This is a genomic window from Mycobacterium avium subsp. avium, assembly GCF_009741445.1.
GTDB lineage: Bacteria > Actinomycetota > Actinomycetes > Mycobacteriales > Mycobacteriaceae > Mycobacterium > Mycobacterium avium.
The window spans coordinates 2,070,851-2,086,526 of sequence record NZ_CP046507.1 but is presented as its reverse complement, the minus strand read 5'-3'; the positions used below and the strand labels follow the sequence as shown (position 1 = coordinate 2,086,526).

The following is a 15,676-nucleotide window of genomic DNA, read 5'->3' as shown; positions in this document are numbered from 1 at the left end:
TAGTTTGGTGGCGTGCTGAGCGTCATCGCCATCGTCCCGTCGGCGCCGGTGCTCGTCCCCGAGCTCGCCGGAACCGCCGCCGACGAGCTGGCTGAGCTGAGCGCCGCGACGCTCGCGGCGGCCGCGTTGCTGCCCGATCGCTGGCTGATCGTCGGGACCGGCGCCGCCGACCAGGAGCTGGGTGACGACGCGGTGGGCACCTTCGCCGGATTCGGGATGGACGTGCCGGTCCGGCTGTCCCCGCCGGCCGACGGCCGGGCCGAGGCGGCCCCGGCCGCACTCCCGCTGTGCGTGCTGCTGGGCGGCTGGCTTCGCCGCCAGGTCCAGCCGCGGGCCGCCGCGCGGGCCCGCATCTATCGCGCCGACCACGACGCCGACACCGCCGTGCGCCGCGGCCGGCAGTTGCGCGCCGAGCTGGACGCACTGCCCGAACCGGTCGGGGTGCTGGTGGTGGCCGACGGCGCGAACACCCTGACCCCGGCCGCCCCCGGCGGTCACCACCCCGGCGACGCCGCCGCGCAGCAGGCCCTGGACGACGCGCTGGCCGGCGGTGACATCGCCGCGCTGCGCCGCCTGCCGGGCCAGATCCTGGGCCGGGTCGCCTTCGGGGTGCTGGCCGGGCTGGCCGAGCCGGGGCCGCGCTCGGCCAAGGAGCTCTACCGGGGGGCGCCCTACGGGGTGGGCTACTTCGCCGGTGCCTGGCAGCTGTGACGGCGGCCGTGCGGCCACTGGCGATCATCGGCCCCACCGGCACCGGCAAGTCCCAGCTGGCGCTGGACGTCGCCGAACGGCTCGGGCCACTCGGCGCCGAGATCGTCAACGCCGACGCGATGCAGCTCTACCGCGGGATGGACATCGGCACCGCCAAGCTGCCCGTCGACGCCCGCCGCGGCATCCCGCACCACCAGCTCGACGTCCTCGACGTCACCCAGACCGCGACCGTCGCCCGCTATCAGCGCGCCGCCGCGGCCGACATCGAGGCCATCCTGGCCGCCGGCGCGGTGCCGATCATCGTGGGCGGCTCCATGCTCTACATCCAGTCGCTGCTCGACGACTGGTCGTTCCCGGCCACCGATCCGCGGGTGCGGGCGCGCTGGGAGCGGCGGCTGGCCGAGGCCGGGGTGGGCGAGCTGCACGCCGAGCTGGCCCGCCGCGATCCCGCGGCCGCCGCGGCCATCCTGCCCACCGACGCCCGGCGCACGGTGCGGGCGCTGGAGGTCATCGAGCTGACCGGCCGGCCGTTCGCCGCGTCCGCGCCGCGGATCGGCGCGCCGCGCTGGGACACCGTCATCATCGGATTGGATTGCGACACAACCGTTCTCGACGAGCGGCTGGCCCGGCGCACCGACGCGATGTTCGAGCAGGGCCTGGTGGCGGAGGTGACCGGGCTGCTCGGGCGGGGGCTGCGCGACGGGGTCACCGCCGCGCGCGCCCTGGGCTACGCGCAGGTGATCGCCGCGCTCGACGCCGGCGGCGGCGACGAGCAGCTGCGGCAGGCCCGCGAGCAGACCTACGCGGGCACCCGCCGCTACGTGCGCCGGCAGCGGTCCTGGTTTCGGCGCGACCACCGGGTGCGCTGGCTCGACGCCGGCGCCTGCAGCCCGCCCCGCCTCGCCGACGCCGCCCTGGAGGCCTGGCGCCACGTATCCTGAGCAGGTGAAATTCGCGAAGGGCCACGGCACCGAGAACGACTTTGTGCTGCTGTGCGACCCGCCGGCCGAGCTGCGCCTGACCGCGGCGGGCGTGGCCGCGCTGTGCGACCGGCGGCGCGGGCTGGGCGCCGACGGGGTGCTGCGGGTCACCACCGCCGGCGCCGCCGCCGCGGCCGGCGTGCTGGACCGGCTGCCCGACGGCGTGGCCGCCGGCGACTGGTACATGGACTACCGCAACGCGGACGGCTCGGTGGCCCAGATGTGCGGCAACGGCGTGCGGGTCTTCGCGCACTATCTGCGCGCCAGCGGGCTGGAGACCCGCGACGAATTCGTGGTCGGGTCGCTGGCCGGCCCCCGGCCGGTCACCGTGCACGCCGCCGACGCGACCGGCGCCGACGTCAGCGTCGACATGGGCAAGGCCAACACGCTGGGCAGCGGGGGCAAGGCCTTCGAGGCGACCGTGGGGGGCCGGCGGTTCGCCGGCCTGGCGGTCGACGTGGGCAACCCCCACCTGGCCTGCCTGGACCCCGAGCTGAGCGTCGACGAGCTGGCCGCGCTGGACGTCGCCGCGCCGGTGAGCTTCGATGCCGCCCAGTTCCCGGACGGGGTCAACGTCGAGGTCCTCACCGCACCGGCGGCCGGGGTGGTGCACATGCGGGTGCACGAGCGCGGCGTGGGCGAGACGCGCTCCTGCGGCACCGGAACCGTCGCGGCCGCCGTCGCCGCGCTGACCGCCGCCGGCGCCGACACCGGCACCCTGACCGTGCGGGTACCGGGCGGCGACGTCGTCGTCACCGTCACCGACGCCACCAGCTACCTGCGCGGGCCGTCGGTGCTGGTGGCCCACGGCGAAATCAGCGAGGAATGGTGGCAGCAAGCGCAGCGTTAATTCAGGTGCACGCCACCGAGGTTGCGTGCATCATCTCTTATTGCCTATGACACATCCCGAATTCCGCGACGACGCTCCGGCCATCACGGAGCCGAGCACCGGCGAACTCGCCCTGGAAGACCGGTCGGCGCTGCGCCGCGTCGCCGGCCTGTCCACCGAGCTCACCGACATCTCCGAGGTCGAATACCGCCAGCTGCGGCTGGAACGGGTGGTGCTGGTCGGTGTGTGGACCGACGGCACCGCCGCCGACAGCCGGGCCAGCATGGCCGAGCTGGCCGCGCTGGCCGAGACGGCCGGCTCCCAGGTGCTCGAGGGGCTGATCCAGCGCCGCGACAAGCCCGACCCGTCGACCTACATCGGCTCGGGCAAGGCGGCCGAGCTGCGCGACGTGGTGCTGGCCACCGGCGCCGACACCGTGATCTGCGACGGCGAACTGTCCCCGGCGCAGCTGACCGCGCTGGAAAAGGCGGTGAAGGTCAAGGTGATCGACCGCACCGCGCTGATCCTCGATATCTTCGCCCAGCACGCCACCAGCCGGGAGGGCAAGGCGCACGTGTCGCTGGCCCAGATGGAGTACATGCTGCCGCGGCTGCGCGGCTGGGGCGAGTCGATGTCCCGGCAGGCCGGTGGCCGCGCCGGCGGCAGCGGGGGAGGCGTGGGGCTGCGCGGTCCCGGTGAGACCAAGATCGAAACCGATCGGCGCCGCATCCGCGAGCGGATGGCCAAGCTGCGCCGCGAGATCAAGGACATGAAGCAGGTCCGCGACACCCAGCGCAGCCGCCGGCTGCACAGCGACGTGCCCTCGATCGCCATCGTCGGCTACACCAACGCCGGCAAGTCCAGCCTGCTCAACGCGCTGACCGGGGCGGGCGTGCTGGTGCAGGACGCCCTGTTCGCCACCCTGGAGCCCACCACCCGGCGCGCCGAATGGGACGACGGCCGGGCGTTCGTGCTCACCGACACCGTCGGCTTCGTCCGGCACCTGCCCACCCAGCTGGTCGAGGCGTTCCGCTCCACCCTGGAGGAGGTCGTCGACGCCGATTTGCTGGTGCACGTCGTCGACGGCTCCGACGTCAACCCGCTGGCCCAGATCGACGCCGTGCACCAGGTGATCTCCGAGGTCATCGCCGACCATCACGGCGATCCGCCGCCCGAGCTGCTGGTGGTGAACAAGACCGACGCCGCCGGCGACGTGGCGCTGGCCAAGCTGCGGCACGCCCTGCCCGGCGCGGTGTTCGTGTCCGCGGCCACCGGGGACGGCATCGACGGCCTGCGCCGCCGGATCGCCGAGCTGGCGGTTCCGGCCGAGGCCGCCGTGGACGTGGTGATCCCGTATCACCGCGGCGACCTGGTGGCCCGGCTGCACGCCGACGGGCGGGTGCAGCAGGAGGAGCACAACGCCGAGGGCACCCGGATCAAGGCGCGCGTTCCGCTGGCCCTGGCCGGGCGGCTGCGCGAGTTCGCCGCCCCCTGACCCCGGCGGCTGCCGACCAACCGTCTGGTTGGTATATGTTGGGCGGCAGCAATCCCAGTCGCCCGGAGGTCGTCCATGAGCAGCGCCATCAAATACCAGCGCACGCTTTTCGAGTCAGAACACGAACTGTTCCGCGAGTCCTACCGGGCCTTCCTCGATCGTCACGTCGCGCCGTGTCACGACGAATGGGAGAAGGCGAAGATCGTCGACCGCGGGGTGTGGCTCGAGGCCGGCAAGCAGGGCTTCCTGGGCATGGCGGTGCCCGAGGACTACGGCGGCGGGGGCAATCCCGATTTCCGGTACAACACCATCATCACCGAGGAGACCACCCGCGGCCGCTACAGCGGGATCGGCTTCGGCCTGCACAACGACATCGTGGCGCCCTACCTGCTGGCTCTGGCCACCGAGGAGCAGAAGCAGCGCTGGCTGCCGAAATTCTGCACCGGAGAACTGATTACGGCGATCGCGATGACCGAGCCGGGCACCGGCAGCGACCTGCAGGGCATCAAGACCCGTGCGGTCAAGCAGGGCGACCACTACGTGCTCAACGGGTCAAAGACGTTCATCACCAACGGAATCAACTCCGATCTGGTGATCGTGGTGGCCCAGACCGATCCGGACAAGGGGGCGCAGGGCTTTTCGCTGCTCGTGGTGGAGCGCGGCATGGAGGGCTTCGAGCGGGGACGGCACCTGGACAAGATCGGGCTGGACGCCCAGGACACCGCCGAGCTGTCCTTCACCGACGTGCACGTGCCCGCCGAGAACCTGCTGGGCCAGGAGGGCATGGGATTCATCTACCTGATGCAGAACCTGCCGCAGGAACGGATCTCGATCGCCGTCATGGCGGCCGCGGCGATGGAGCAGGTGCTGGAGCAGACGCTGGAATACACCAAGGAGCGCAAGGCATTCGGCAAGTCCATCGGCAGCTTCCAGAACAGCCGTTTCGTGCTGGCCGAGCTGGCGACGGAGGCCACCGTGGTGCGCATGATGGTCGACGAGTTCGTCCGCCTGCACCTGGACCACAAGCTGACCGCCGAGCTGGCCGCCATGGCCAAGTGGTACTCCACCGAAAAGCAGGTGCACCTGATCGACCGCTGCCTGCAATTGCACGGCGGCTACGGCTACATGCGCGAATACCCGGTCGCCCGTGCCTATCTCGATGCCCGGGTGCAGACCATTTACGGCGGCACCACCGAGATCATGAAGGAAATCATCGGCCGCAGCCTCGGCGTCTAGCGTTTCGCGCGGCCGGGGGCACGCCGGGTCGCGATTCGGACATGGCCCCGCATCGGTTCGACATCGATGCGGTATCCGTTTTTGTAAAATTCGTAATTTGACTTCGCATTTCTTGTTGGCTGGAGCAAAGTAATGCGAGCCCGGCGACAAGGCGGATCGTGAGTGGGTCCTTTCCCCGCGCCATCGCGGCCCGCGCGCCGGAGACGCAGTACGGGCGTCGCCGCAAAGGGAGCCATGCCCGTCGGCTGGAAGGCTTGGTGAAGGTGCACAGAGGTCGGATGCGCAAGCTGGTCGGAAGCGCGCTGGTCAGCTTGACGACCACAGCACTGGCCGCGGTACTCCTGGCGCCCGCCGCGACGGCGAGCCCGATCGGCGATGCCGAGGCGGCGATCATGGCGGCCTGGGAGAAGGCCGGCGGCGACACCTCCCCGCTGGGCGCCCGCAAGGGCGACGTGTATCCCGTCGGGGACGGGTTCGCGCTGGACTTCGACGGCGGCAAGATGTTCTTCACCCCGGCCACCGGCGCGAAATTCGCCTACGGGCCGATCCTGGACAAATACGAGTCGCTGGGTGGGCCGGCCGGCAGCGACCTGGGCTTCCCGGCCATCAACGAGGTGCCGGGCCTGGCCGGTCCCGACAGCCGGGTGGTCACCTTCTCGGCCAGCGACAAGCCGGTGATCTTCTGGACGCCCGAGCACGGCGCCCACGTGGTGCGCGGCGCCATCAACTCGGCCTGGGACAAGCTCGGCAGCTCGGGCGGGGTGCTCGGGGTGCCGGTCGGTGACGAGACCTACACCGGCGAGGTGTCCACCCAGAAATTCAGCGGCGGCCAGGTGTCCTGGAACCGGCAGACCAAGCAGTTCAGCACCGAACCGCCGGGGTTGGCCGACCAGTTGAAGGGTCTGCAGGTCGCCATCGATCCCACCGCCGCCATCAACACGGCCTGGCGCGCGGCCGGCGGGCCCGGCGGCCCGCTGGGCGCCAAGCAGGGCGGACCCACCCCGGTCGGCGGCGACGGGATCGTGCAGAACTTCGCCGGCGGCAAGGTGTTCTTCACCCCGGCCACCGGGGCGAACGCGCTGGAGAGCGACATCCTGGCCAAATACGAGTCGCTGGGCGGGCCGGCCGGCAGCGACCTGGGATTCCCCACCACCAACGAGACCGACGGCGGCATCGGGCCGTCCAGCCGGATCGCCACCTTCTCGGCCCCCGACAAGCCGGTGATCTTCTGGACGGCCGACCACGGCGCCTTCGTGGTGCGCGGCGCGATGCGGGCCGCCTGGGACAAACTCCGCGCTCCGGCCGGCAAACTGGGCGCGCCGGTCGGCGACCAGGCCGTGGACGGCGACGTGATCTCCCAGCAGTTCACCGGCGGCAAGATCTCCTGGAACCGGGCAAAGAACACGTTCAGCACCGACCCGTCGAACCTGGCGCCGCTGCTGTCCGGCCTGCAGATCTCGGGCCAGAACCAGCCGAGCAGTTCGGCCATGCCGGCCCACCCCAAGAAGTTCAGCTGGCATTGGTGGTGGCTGATGGCCGCGATCCCGGTCGCGGTCCTGCTGGTGCTGCTGATCTGGGTGCTGTTCGTCTGGCGCCGCCGCCGGCCCGGGCCCGAGGCCACCGGCTACGGCGTCGACCACGGCTACGACGCGGCCGAGGGGCAGTGGGGACACGACGACGCCGACGTGGCCACCGAGCACTTCGGCGCGCCGCCGTCCGGTGAGCCGCCGGCCGGGTCCGGGGTCGCCGCCCGGGTCAGTTGGCAGCGCCAGGCCCCCGCCGACGGCGGGTACGGGTTCGAGGAGGAGGACCCCGACGCGGTCGACACCGATTCGATCCCGGTGGTCTCCGACGAGATGCTCGCCGAAGCCGACTATCCCGCCGCCGAGGCCGATTACACCGACTACACCGACGCCGTCCCGGAGGTCGCCGAGCCCGAGACCGCCGACGACGCCGCCTACGCCGACGCCGACTACGCCGAGGTCGACTACCCGGATGTCGGCTATCGGGAGGACGAGTATCCCGACCTCGCCGTGCCGCACACCCCGCCCGACGCCGACGCCGTGACCGGCGGCATCCCGGCCGCCGAGGCCGACGACGAATACGCCGAGCTGGCCGCGCCGCAAGCGCAGCCCGAAGAGCGCCCGGAACCGCAGCCGGGACCGGAGGAGGCGGCGGAGGCCGCCGGCGGTGCCGTCGACGCCGGTGTTGCCGGGACCCGACCGCGGTCTGGGCGGCACGCCGCCGCGGACGAGGAGGACGCCTCGGAGAACGGTCTGGCCGGCCCGGACGGGCGGCCGACGATCCACCTGCCGCTGGAGGACCCCTACCAGGCGCCGGAGGGTTACCCGATCAAGGCCAGCGCTCGCTACGGCCTGTACTACACGCCGGGCAGCGACCTGTACCGGGACACGCTGCCCGAGCTGTGGCTGTCCAGCGAAGAGGTCGCGCAGGCCAACGGTTTCACCAAGGCCGACTGACCGGCGTCACACCTTGCGGATCACCGTGACCACCTTGCCCAACACGGTCGCGTCGTTACCGGGAATGGGGTCGAACGCCGGGTTGTGCGGCATCAGCCAGACCTGACCGCCGGCGCGTTTGAACGTCTTGACGGTGGCCTCGCCGTCGATCATGGCCGCGACGATGTCGCCGTTGTCGGCGACGTGCTGCTGGCGCACCACCACCCAGTCGCCGTCGCAGATCGCCGCCTCGACCATCGAGTCACCGACCACCTTGAGCAGGAAAAGCGTTCCGTCGCCGACCAACTCGCGCGGCAGCGGAAAGACGTCCTCGACGGCCTCCTCGGCGAGGATGGGCCCGCCGGCCGCGATCCGCCCGAGCACCGGGACGAAGGTGGGTTCGGGCAGCGCGTCGGAGCCGGCCACCTCGGTGGCGGGCGCGGCCACGTCGTCGTCCACGCCGCGGACATCGACCGCGCGCGGCCGGTTGGGGTCGCGGCGCAGATAGCCCTTGCGTTCCAGGGTGCGCAGCTGGTGGGCCACCGAGGAGGTCGACGTCAGGCCGACGGCGTCGCCGATCTCCCGGATGCTCGGCGGGTAGCCGCGGCTGGTCACCGAGGCGCGGATGACGTTCAGGATGGTGCGCTGCCGTTCGGTCAGCGAGGGATCCACGGCGTGCAGCCGGCCGTCCGGTCCGGCTGATGAACTGTCGTTGCTGTCGTCCATGGCACCGAATGTAACCCCATCGCCGACGAGAATCAAACATGTGTTCGACTGGCGTGTCGTGCCCGACCCCGGTGCCGGCCACGGAGCCCGCCTGGGGCCTAAAGACCCTACAACTGCGGAATCACACATGTGTAACTTTTGCGTAGACCGGGTACCTGATCTGCATGACAGTGGTAAGGCCGACGAAGTTGTCGGTGGCGTGATCTAGCGTTTGGCTCGTGCGACACGCTTCGCTCAAATGTTCGGGTTTCGAACACACAAGCGATTAGAGTCGAACACACGAGCGAGAGCTAGTTGACCGGAGGAACGCAGATGACAGTCATCCATACGCTTGCGCCGCGTCCGAGCAGTCTTCGGCGTCCGGTCAACGGACCGGTTCAGGGCGTTCGGTACGGCCGCGACGGGCTGACCCGTCCACGCCGGCCGGGGCCGGTCCGGCCCGCCGGGGCGGCGACCCGCTACCACGGCACCGGGGTGGCCATGTCGGTTGCCCCGCACCGGCGGCGCTCGGTCACCTGGGTGACGACGGTCGGGCTGGCGTTGGCCGCGGGGGCGATCACGCTGTGGCTGGGTCTGGTCGCCAACGTCGGTCAGGTGCTCAACGGCGACGCGCCGAGCTCGGCCGCCCACGTCCCGGACCGGCTCGCCGTGGTGCGGGTCGACCCGGGGGAGTCGCTGTCCGACGTCGCCCACCGGGTGGCACCCGACGCGCCGGCCGCCCAGGTCGCCGACCGCATCCGCGAGCTCAACGACCTGAACTCGCCCACGTTGGTTGCCGGCCAGACGTTGATCGCTCCCGTCGGCTGAACTCCTTGTGCCACAACGTTTCCGGGACCCGATGCCACTGTTGCCGGTGGCGGGCCCCGAGGCCCGGTGGCTCCGTTAGCCGTGGCGCCGTCGGCGCAGGTACGCTCGAAGTCCTGCGGTACCCGGTCGTCGGCACGGTGAAGGAGCAGTCATGCACTGTCCGTTCTGCCGTCATCCGGACTCCCGGGTGATCGACTCGCGGGAAACCGACGAAGGCCAGGCCATCCGGCGGCGCCGCTCCTGCCCCGAGTGCGGACGGCGTTTCACCACCGTGGAAACCGCGGTGCTGGCGGTGGTCAAGCGCAGCGGCGTCACCGAGCCGTTCAGCCGGGAAAAGGTGATCAGCGGTGTCCGCCGGGCCTGCCAGGGGCGCCAGGTGGACGACGATGCGCTCAACTTGCTGGCCCAGCAGGTGGAGGACACCGTGCGCGCCGCCGGCTCGCCCGAGGTGCCCAGCCACGAGGTCGGCCTGGCCATCCTGGGGCCGTTGCGCGACCTCGACGAGGTGGCCTACCTGCGCTTCGCCTCGGTCTACCGGTCGTTCGAGTCCGCCGACGATTTCGAGCGCGAGATCCAAGCGCTGCGCGAGCACCGCGGCGTGGCGACCCCGGGCTGACGACGCCGCGCACACCGCGTCGGCCTAGGCTCGCGTTCATGCCCACCGACTTGCATCCCGACCTGGCGGCGCTGGCCCCGCTGCTGGGCACCTGGACCGGCCGGGGCTCCGGCAAGTACCCACCATCCAGCCGTTCGACTACCTCGAAGAGGTCACCTTCTCCCACGTCGGCAAGCCGTTTCTGGCCTACGCCCAGAAGACCCGGGCGGTGGCCGACGGCAAGCCGTTACACGCCGAGACCGGATATCTGCGGGTGCCGCAACCGGGTCGGCTCGAACTGGTGCTGGCCCATCCGAGCGGCATCACCGAGATCGAGGTCGGCAGCTACGCGGTCACCGGCGGCCTCATCGAGATGCGGATGTCCACCACGTCGATCGGGCTGACCCCCAGCGCCAAGGAGGTGACGGCGCTCGCGCGTTGGTTCCGCGTCGACGGCGACGAGCTTTCCTACTCGGTGCAGATGGGCGCGGTCGGGCAGCCGCTGCAGGACCATCTCGCCGCGGTGCTGCACCGGCAGCGCTGAGGAGTCATCGCCGCCGGATCGTCAATCCAGGTGCCGCACACCGTCATTGACCACCCGACCGGCCACCCCCACCCAGCCTTCGGCGCTCCAGCTGGTTTCGATCACCGAACCCTTGCCCTGGGTGATCCGCAGGTCCCGGCTCAGGTAATCGGTGATCCGCATCGCCGCCGAACCGGTCGCCTCGTCTTCGGGCACGCCCAGGTTGGCGGCGAACATCCGGGACCGCAGCGCCCCGGCGGCCCGGTCGGTCCAGGCCCACAGGTAGTGCGCGGTGTCGTCGGAGAACTCCGTCGGGTCGGCGGCGAGAACCTCCTCGGCCGAACCGAATTCGTGCAGCGCCAGTTCGGGCGCCCATTCCGAGCGGGCGCTGATGCGGGCGCGCGGCCCGTCGTAGCCGACCTGCACGATCCCGGCCGGCACCGCCAGCGTGTTGATCGGCGAGCCCTGCTCGCGCAGCCACCACGCGGCGCCGACGGTGGGATGACCGGCGAACGGCAGCTCGGTGCGCGGCGTGTAGATGGTGGCGTGCGCGGTGGACGAACCGGGTGCCGGAAGGTCAACGAAAACCGTTTCGCTGTAACCCAATTGGGTGGCCAGCCGCTGCCGGCCGGCGACCTCGACCCGGCCGGCGTCCACCACGCCGAGCGGATTGCCGAAGTTGCCGTCCGAGTCGGCGAACACCCGCAGCACCGTCACGTCGATACCCATGGCCCGACTGTACGACCCCGGCCGCGGCCGGCCCGGACTCAGGTGGCGCTGCGTTCGTCGGATCCCATGGCGCTGAGCACCGCGACGCGGGTGGGCGCCGGGCCGGTGACGGCCTGCGCGCCGCCGCCGCTGCGCAGCAACCGGCGCAGCGCCTCCTGATCGTATGCGGCGGGCTCGGTGGAGTCGATGAAGCGCTCGACGACGTCGATGAACCGGGCCGGGTCGTCGTGGAACGGAAAGTGGCCGGAGCCCTCGAAGATCTCCAGCCGCGAGCCGGGCATGGCGGCGTGCGCCATCCAGGCGTGCCGGACCGGGACCACCACATCCTTGGTGCCCCAAACGATCTGCACCCGGATGGCCTCGGTCAGGTAGCAGCGGTCGAGCATGGTGACGATCTGACCGCGCCAGTCCACCACCGCCCGCAGCGTCCGGCTGAACGCCGCCGACGCCGTCGGCTCGGGCAGGTCGTCGAGGATCCGCAGCACGTTGGGCAGGTCGCGGCCCAGGCCGGTGCTGCCCAGCGCGGTGCCCAGGACGCGGCCCATCAGCTGCACCGCCGGCAGCACCAGCGGCAGCCGCAGCAGGGCGATGGCTTCGCTGCCCAGCGGCAGCGACGCCCAGCGCAGCACGAAGTTCACGTCCTTGGTCACCCCGCCGGCGCCGACCAGGATCAGCCGCTCCACCAAATGCGGGAACTGGTAGGCGAATTGCATGGCCACCCCGCCGCCCAGGGAATGGCCGACGATGGTCACCCGCTCGATGTCGAGCACCGCCAGCAGGTCGCGCATCCCGTTGGCGTAGGCCGCCACCGAGTAGTCGGCGCGCGGCTTGTCGGACTGCCCGTGCCCCAACAGGTCCGGGGCGATGACGGTGAACCGCTGGGCGAGCTTGGCCTGCACGGTGTTCCACGTGGTGGAGTTGTCGCCGATGCCGTGGATCAACAGGATCGCCGGCCCCGACCCGGCGATGCGGTAGGCGCGGCGGTAACCGTGAATGGTGCGGAACTCGAGGCGGGGTGCGCTCACTTCCCGCACCGGGCGGAGCGTGTTCTTGCGCTTCCGCTCGGTCATATCGCCAACCTTGTTGTCGGGCCGGGGTGACGGCGGTGGTGGCTGGGTGGTCGGGTCAGGCCTGGTCGTCGTCGTCGAACTTCTTCTCCGCCTGCTGGGCCAGGAATCGCTCGAACTCGGCGCCCAGCTCGTCGCCGCTGGGCAGGTCCCCGTCGCGAGTCAGTAACGACCTGTTCTCCTGGGCGTCGACGAAGGCATCGTACTGGCGCTCGAGCGCGGCCACCACTTGAGCCACCTCCGCGCTCGCCTCGACCTGCTCGTCGATCTTGGCCCGGATCACCTCGGCGGCTTCGCTCAACGCGGTCAGCGGCAGCTCCAGCGACGCGGTCTTGGCGACCTGCTCGAGCAGCGCCTGGGCGGCGGCGGGGTAGTCGGTCTGGGTGAGGTAGTGCGGAACGTGCACGGTGTAGCCGACCACCTCGTGCCCGTGCTGGGCCATCCGGTACTCCAGCAGGTTGGACGCGCTGCCGGGAACCTGGATCTCGGCGATCCAGGGCTGGAAGTTCTTGATCAGCTCCGGGTTGTTGGAGTGCGCCGTCATGGTGATCGGCCGGGTGTGCGGGACCGCCATCGGCACGGTGCCCAGGCCGATGGTCTGGCGCACGCCCAGCCGCTCGGCCAGCAGCCGCACCGCGGTGATGAAGCGCTCCCACTTCAGGTCCGGCTCCAGCCCGGCCAGCAGCAAAAACGGGGTGCCGACGCTGTCGCGCAGCGCGTACAGGCTCAGCTCGGGATCGTCGTAGTGGGTGAAGTGGTCGGTCTTGAAGGTCATCAGCGGGCGCCGCGAGCGGTAGTCCAGCAATTCGTCGATCGCGAACGACGCGACCAGCTCGGAATCGAGCGCCGCCTTCAGATGCTTGGCCGCTAGCCGGATGGCGTGCCCGGCGTCGGAAAAGCCCTCCAGGGCGTGCACCAAGACCGGGCCGCGCCCGTCGGACGTCGACAACTGCGGGGCGGGCAGCTCCAGCTCGTACATGCCGGCCTGCCCCGGCTGGTATTGATCACCTGCGTCTTGACGGTGAGTCATGGGGATCGCCTCCTTTCGGGGGTCTCTCCAGGGTGCCCTACCAAGTGTCCCCCGAATCGCGGGGCACCGACATCGAACAGCGAACGCGAAGTCACGCTGTCAGCTGAAACGTCACCATTGTCCGGCGTAATCCGCGGCGCCCCGATCCGGGGTCCGCCCCGCGGCGCGCCAGCAAACCCGTGGCCACACCGCGACGCGCGGAAGTCGGCCCGGCGGGGCAGGGTCAGGCATGATGAAGGCGATGCGCGTACCGATCCTGATGCTCTGCTCGGTGGTGGGGGTGGCGGCGTCGCTGACGTCGTGCCACCGGCCCGTCGAGCACGTGTCGGGTGCCCCGGTGTCCGCACCGCGGGTCGGCGGCCCGGTGCAGCGGCTCAGCCAGCCCGAGCAGAAGGCCGTCGCGGGCCCGGTGGAGCCGGACCGGCGCATCGGGGCGATCTTCATCGACGGTGGGCCGCTTCATGTTTGCACCGGTTCGGTGCTGCATTCGGCGGCCGGCAACCTGATCATCACCGCCGCGCACTGCCTGGCCGGGGCGTCGCTGATCACGTTCGTCCCCGGCTTCGCCGGCGACGCCGCGCCCGGGCCCGCCGACGTGTGGAAGGCCGACGCGGTGTACCTCGATCCGCGCTGGACCAACGGCAAGGACCCGCACGCCGATTACGCGGTGGCCCGGGTCAGCAACGACAGCGGCGCCGCCGTCGAGTCCCGGGTCGGGTTGGCGCTGACGCTGGGCGTCACACCCCCGCCGGGCAGCCGGGTCACCGTGCTGGGCTATCCGGCCGGCGTGGGCGGCTCGCCGATCGGGTGCCAGGCCGCCACGTCGGTCACCGACACCGGATTCCCGGCGCTGGCCTGCGAGGGGCTGGTGGACGGCACCAGCGGGGCGCCGTGGGTCAGCGGCACCACCGTGGTCGGGCTGATCGGCGGCCTGGAGCGGGGCGGCTGCGCGGCCAACATGTCGTACTCGGCGCCGTTCGACGCGCAGACCGCGGAGTTGCTGGCCCGCGCCGAGGCCGGCGGACCGGGCGACCCGATCCCCAACGACCTGCAGGACGCCTGCTAGCGGGTCAGCGGCGGAACTGGTTGAGCGCGCGCACCTTGTTCATCACGTCCAGCGCCGCCACCTTGTAGGCCTCGGAAAAAGTGGGGTAGTTGAACACCGCGTCGACCAGGTATTCCACCGTGCCGCCGCAGCCCATCACGGCCTGCCCGATGTGCACCATCTCGGTGGCGCTGGTGCCGAAGATGTGCACGCCGAGCACCTTGAGGTCCTGGGTGGACACCAGCAGCTTGAGCATGCCGTAGGAGTCGCCGGCGATCTGGCCGCGGGCCAGCTCCCGGTACCGGGCCACCCCCACCTCGTAGGGGATCGCGTCCTTGGTGAGCTCCACCTCGGTGGCCCCGACGTAGGAGACCTCGGGGATGGAGTAGATGCCGATCGGCTGCAGCTCGGTGATGCCGTCGGACGCCTCCCCGAACGCGTGGTAGGCGGCCAGCCGGCCCTGCTCCATTGACGTGGCGGCCAGCGCCGGGAAGCCGATCACGTCCCCGACGGCGTAGATGTGCGGCACCTTGGTCTGGAAGTTGTCGTCGACGAAGATGCGGCCCCGGTTGTCGGCCTCCAGCTCGGCGTTGTGCAGGTCCAGATGGTCGGTCTGGCCCTGCCTGCCGGCCGAGTACATCACCGTCTCGGCGGGAATCTGCTTGCCGCTGGCCAGGGTGGTGACGGTGCCCGCCGACCCGACGTCGACCGCGGTCACCTCCTCGCCGAACCGGAACGTCACCGCCAGGTCGCGCAGGTGGAACTTGAGCGCCTCGACCACCTCGGGGTCGCAGAAGTCGAGCATGTCGTCCCGCTTCTCCACCACGGTCACCTTGGTGCCCAGGGCGGCGAACATCGAGGCGTACTCGATGCCGATCACGCCGGCGCCGACCACCACCATCGAGGTGGGCAGCGATTTGAGGTCCAGGATCCCGTCGGAGTCGAGCACCCGGTCCTCGTCGAACTCGACGCCCGACGGCCGCGCCGGCCGGGTGCCGGTGGCGATGACGACGTATTTGCCGCTGATGGTGATCTTTTCGCGCCGGGACGGGTCCTCGACCTCGATGGTGTGCGGGTCGACGAAGCGGCCGTGCCCGATCAGCAGGTCGATGCGGTTGCGCATCAACTGGTTGCGCACCACGTCGATCTCCTTGCCGATCACGTGCTGGGTGCGGGCCAGCAGGTCGGCGGGGGTGATCTTCTCCTTCACCCGGTAGCTGGCGCCGTAGAGTTCGCGCTGGCTCATGCCGGTGAGGTAGAGGACCGCCTCGCGCAACGTTTTCGACGGGATGGTGCCGGTGTTGACGCACACGCCGCCGAGCATCTGTCCGCGTTCGACGACCGCGACGGACTTGCCCAGCTTGCCGATGCGATCGCGGCCTTCTGCCCGCCGGGCCCCGACCCGATGACCACCATGTCGTACTCTTGCGGCGAGCTCATGGGC

At 71.0% G+C, this 15,676-nt stretch carries 13 protein-coding genes and 2 pseudogenes; 10 read left to right on the top strand and 5 right to left on the bottom strand.

What is annotated here, in order from left to right; all coding sequences use genetic code 11:
* The first annotated feature begins 12 nt into the window (after positions 1 to 12).
* The 6 genes from MAA44156_RS09655 to MAA44156_RS09630 all read left to right on the top strand — a co-directional run bounded on the left by MAA44156_RS09655 (position 13) and on the right by MAA44156_RS09630 (position 7,731).
* The gene (locus MAA44156_RS09655) at positions 13 to 711 is read left to right on the top strand and encodes a class III extradiol ring-cleavage dioxygenase family protein (protein ID WP_009977981.1); all 699 of its coding nucleotides are present in this window, start codon (positions 13 to 15) and stop codon (positions 709 to 711) included.
* An 8-nt stretch (positions 712 to 719) separates the two neighbouring features.
* Positions 720 to 1,652 (top strand): tRNA (adenosine(37)-N6)-dimethylallyltransferase MiaA, encoded by a 933-nt coding sequence (miaA, locus tag MAA44156_RS09650; RefSeq protein ID WP_121035772.1) that lies wholly within the window; start codon positions 720 to 722, stop codon positions 1,650 to 1,652.
* Positions 1,653 to 1,656: 4 nt separating this feature from the next.
* Positions 1,657 to 2,541 (top strand): diaminopimelate epimerase, encoded by an 885-nt coding sequence (dapF, locus tag MAA44156_RS09645; RefSeq protein WP_065371044.1) that lies wholly within the window; start codon positions 1,657 to 1,659, stop codon positions 2,539 to 2,541.
* A 46-nt stretch (positions 2,542 to 2,587) separates the two neighbouring features.
* A complete protein-coding gene (hflX, locus tag MAA44156_RS09640) occupies positions 2,588 to 4,015 on the top strand; it encodes a GTPase HflX (protein WP_009977976.1) in 1,428 nt (475 codons plus the stop codon).
* Between the two features lie 75 nt (positions 4,016 to 4,090).
* Positions 4,091 to 5,251, top strand: coding sequence for an acyl-CoA dehydrogenase family protein (locus MAA44156_RS09635; RefSeq protein ID WP_009977975.1), 1,161 nt, complete (start codon positions 4,091 to 4,093; stop codon positions 5,249 to 5,251).
* A gap of 278 nt (positions 5,252 to 5,529) precedes the next feature.
* Positions 5,530 to 7,731 carry an LGFP repeat-containing protein gene (locus tag MAA44156_RS09630; protein WP_009977974.1) on the top strand — a complete coding sequence of 734 codons (2,202 nt, stop codon included), beginning with the start codon at positions 5,530 to 5,532 and terminating at the stop codon, positions 7,729 to 7,731.
* A gap of 6 nt (positions 7,732 to 7,737) precedes the next feature.
* Here the strand turns inward: MAA44156_RS09630 and lexA are convergent, their stop codons facing one another.
* Complete coding sequence (gene lexA, locus MAA44156_RS09625) at positions 7,738 to 8,436, bottom strand: transcriptional repressor LexA (RefSeq protein ID WP_009977973.1); 699 nt, start codon at positions 8,434 to 8,436, stop codon at positions 7,738 to 7,740.
* A 312-nt stretch (positions 8,437 to 8,748) separates the two neighbouring features.
* Between lexA and MAA44156_RS09620 the strand changes: the two genes are divergently transcribed.
* From MAA44156_RS09620 to MAA44156_RS09610, 3 genes and pseudogenes are all read left to right on the top strand, one after another.
* Positions 8,749 to 9,243: a LysM peptidoglycan-binding domain-containing protein gene (locus tag MAA44156_RS09620; RefSeq protein ID WP_029248544.1), complete on the top strand. Its 495-nt coding sequence runs from the start codon at positions 8,749 to 8,751 to the stop codon at positions 9,241 to 9,243.
* Between the two features lie 151 nt (positions 9,244 to 9,394).
* Complete coding sequence (nrdR, locus tag MAA44156_RS09615) at positions 9,395 to 9,859, top strand: transcriptional regulator NrdR (RefSeq protein ID WP_003875225.1); 465 nt, start codon at positions 9,395 to 9,397, stop codon at positions 9,857 to 9,859.
* A gap of 38 nt (positions 9,860 to 9,897) precedes the next feature.
* A pseudogene (locus tag MAA44156_RS09610) lies at positions 9,898 to 10,382 on the top strand (peroxynitrite isomerase).
* A gap of 21 nt (positions 10,383 to 10,403) precedes the next feature.
* Here MAA44156_RS09610 and MAA44156_RS09605 read toward each other — a convergent pair.
* Genes MAA44156_RS09605 through MAA44156_RS09595 form a run of 3 tightly spaced genes read right to left on the bottom strand, consistent with a single transcriptional unit; the run spans position 10,404 to position 13,187 of the window.
* Positions 10,404 to 11,090: a PhzF family phenazine biosynthesis protein gene (locus MAA44156_RS09605; RefSeq protein ID WP_009977971.1), complete on the bottom strand. Its 687-nt coding sequence runs from the start codon at positions 11,088 to 11,090 to the stop codon at positions 10,404 to 10,406.
* A 38-nt stretch (positions 11,091 to 11,128) separates the two neighbouring features.
* Positions 11,129 to 12,160, bottom strand: a complete 1,032-nt coding sequence (locus MAA44156_RS09600; RefSeq protein WP_009977969.1) for an alpha/beta fold hydrolase — start codon at positions 12,158 to 12,160, stop codon at positions 11,129 to 11,131.
* A gap of 55 nt (positions 12,161 to 12,215) precedes the next feature.
* Positions 12,216 to 13,187 carry a proteasome assembly chaperone family protein gene (locus MAA44156_RS09595; protein ID WP_023879693.1) on the bottom strand — a complete coding sequence of 324 codons (972 nt, stop codon included), beginning with the start codon at positions 13,185 to 13,187 and terminating at the stop codon, positions 12,216 to 12,218.
* 229 nt (positions 13,188 to 13,416) lie between these two features.
* Between MAA44156_RS09595 and MAA44156_RS09590 the strand changes: the two genes are divergently transcribed.
* Positions 13,417 to 14,253, top strand: coding sequence for a trypsin-like serine peptidase (locus MAA44156_RS09590; RefSeq protein ID WP_009977965.1), 837 nt, complete (start codon positions 13,417 to 13,419; stop codon positions 14,251 to 14,253).
* Positions 14,254 to 14,257: 4 nt separating this feature from the next.
* Here the strand turns inward: MAA44156_RS09590 and sthA are convergent.
* Positions 14,258 to 15,672 (bottom strand): annotated as a pseudogene (sthA, locus tag MAA44156_RS09585) (Si-specific NAD(P)(+) transhydrogenase).
* Positions 15,673 to 15,676: the final 4 nt, after the last annotated feature.

Excerpts from the sequence above, each read along its gene's own strand:
- MAA44156_RS09595 (WP_023879693.1), bottom strand. The coding sequence starts at position 13,187 with ATGACTCACCGTCAAGACGCAGGTGATCAATACCAGCCGGGGCAGGCC.
- MAA44156_RS09605 (WP_009977971.1), bottom strand. The coding sequence starts at position 11,090 with ATGGGTATCGACGTGACGGTGCTGCGGGTGTTCGCCGACTCGGACGGC.
- MAA44156_RS09590 (WP_009977965.1), top strand. The coding sequence starts at position 13,417 with ATGATGAAGGCGATGCGCGTACCGATCCTGATGCTCTGCTCGGTGGTG.
- lexA (WP_009977973.1), bottom strand. The coding sequence starts at position 8,436 with ATGGACGACAGCAACGACAGTTCATCAGCCGGACCGGACGGCCGGCTG.
- MAA44156_RS09620 (WP_029248544.1), top strand. The coding sequence starts at position 8,749 with ATGACAGTCATCCATACGCTTGCGCCGCGTCCGAGCAGTCTTCGGCGT.
- MAA44156_RS09600 (WP_009977969.1), bottom strand. The coding sequence starts at position 12,160 with ATGACCGAGCGGAAGCGCAAGAACACGCTCCGCCCGGTGCGGGAAGTG.
- MAA44156_RS09630 (WP_009977974.1), top strand. The coding sequence starts at position 5,530 with ATGCGCAAGCTGGTCGGAAGCGCGCTGGTCAGCTTGACGACCACAGCA.
- MAA44156_RS09635 (WP_009977975.1), top strand. The coding sequence starts at position 4,091 with ATGAGCAGCGCCATCAAATACCAGCGCACGCTTTTCGAGTCAGAACAC.
- nrdR (WP_003875225.1), top strand. The coding sequence starts at position 9,395 with ATGCACTGTCCGTTCTGCCGTCATCCGGACTCCCGGGTGATCGACTCG.
- hflX (WP_009977976.1), top strand. The coding sequence starts at position 2,588 with ATGACACATCCCGAATTCCGCGACGACGCTCCGGCCATCACGGAGCCG.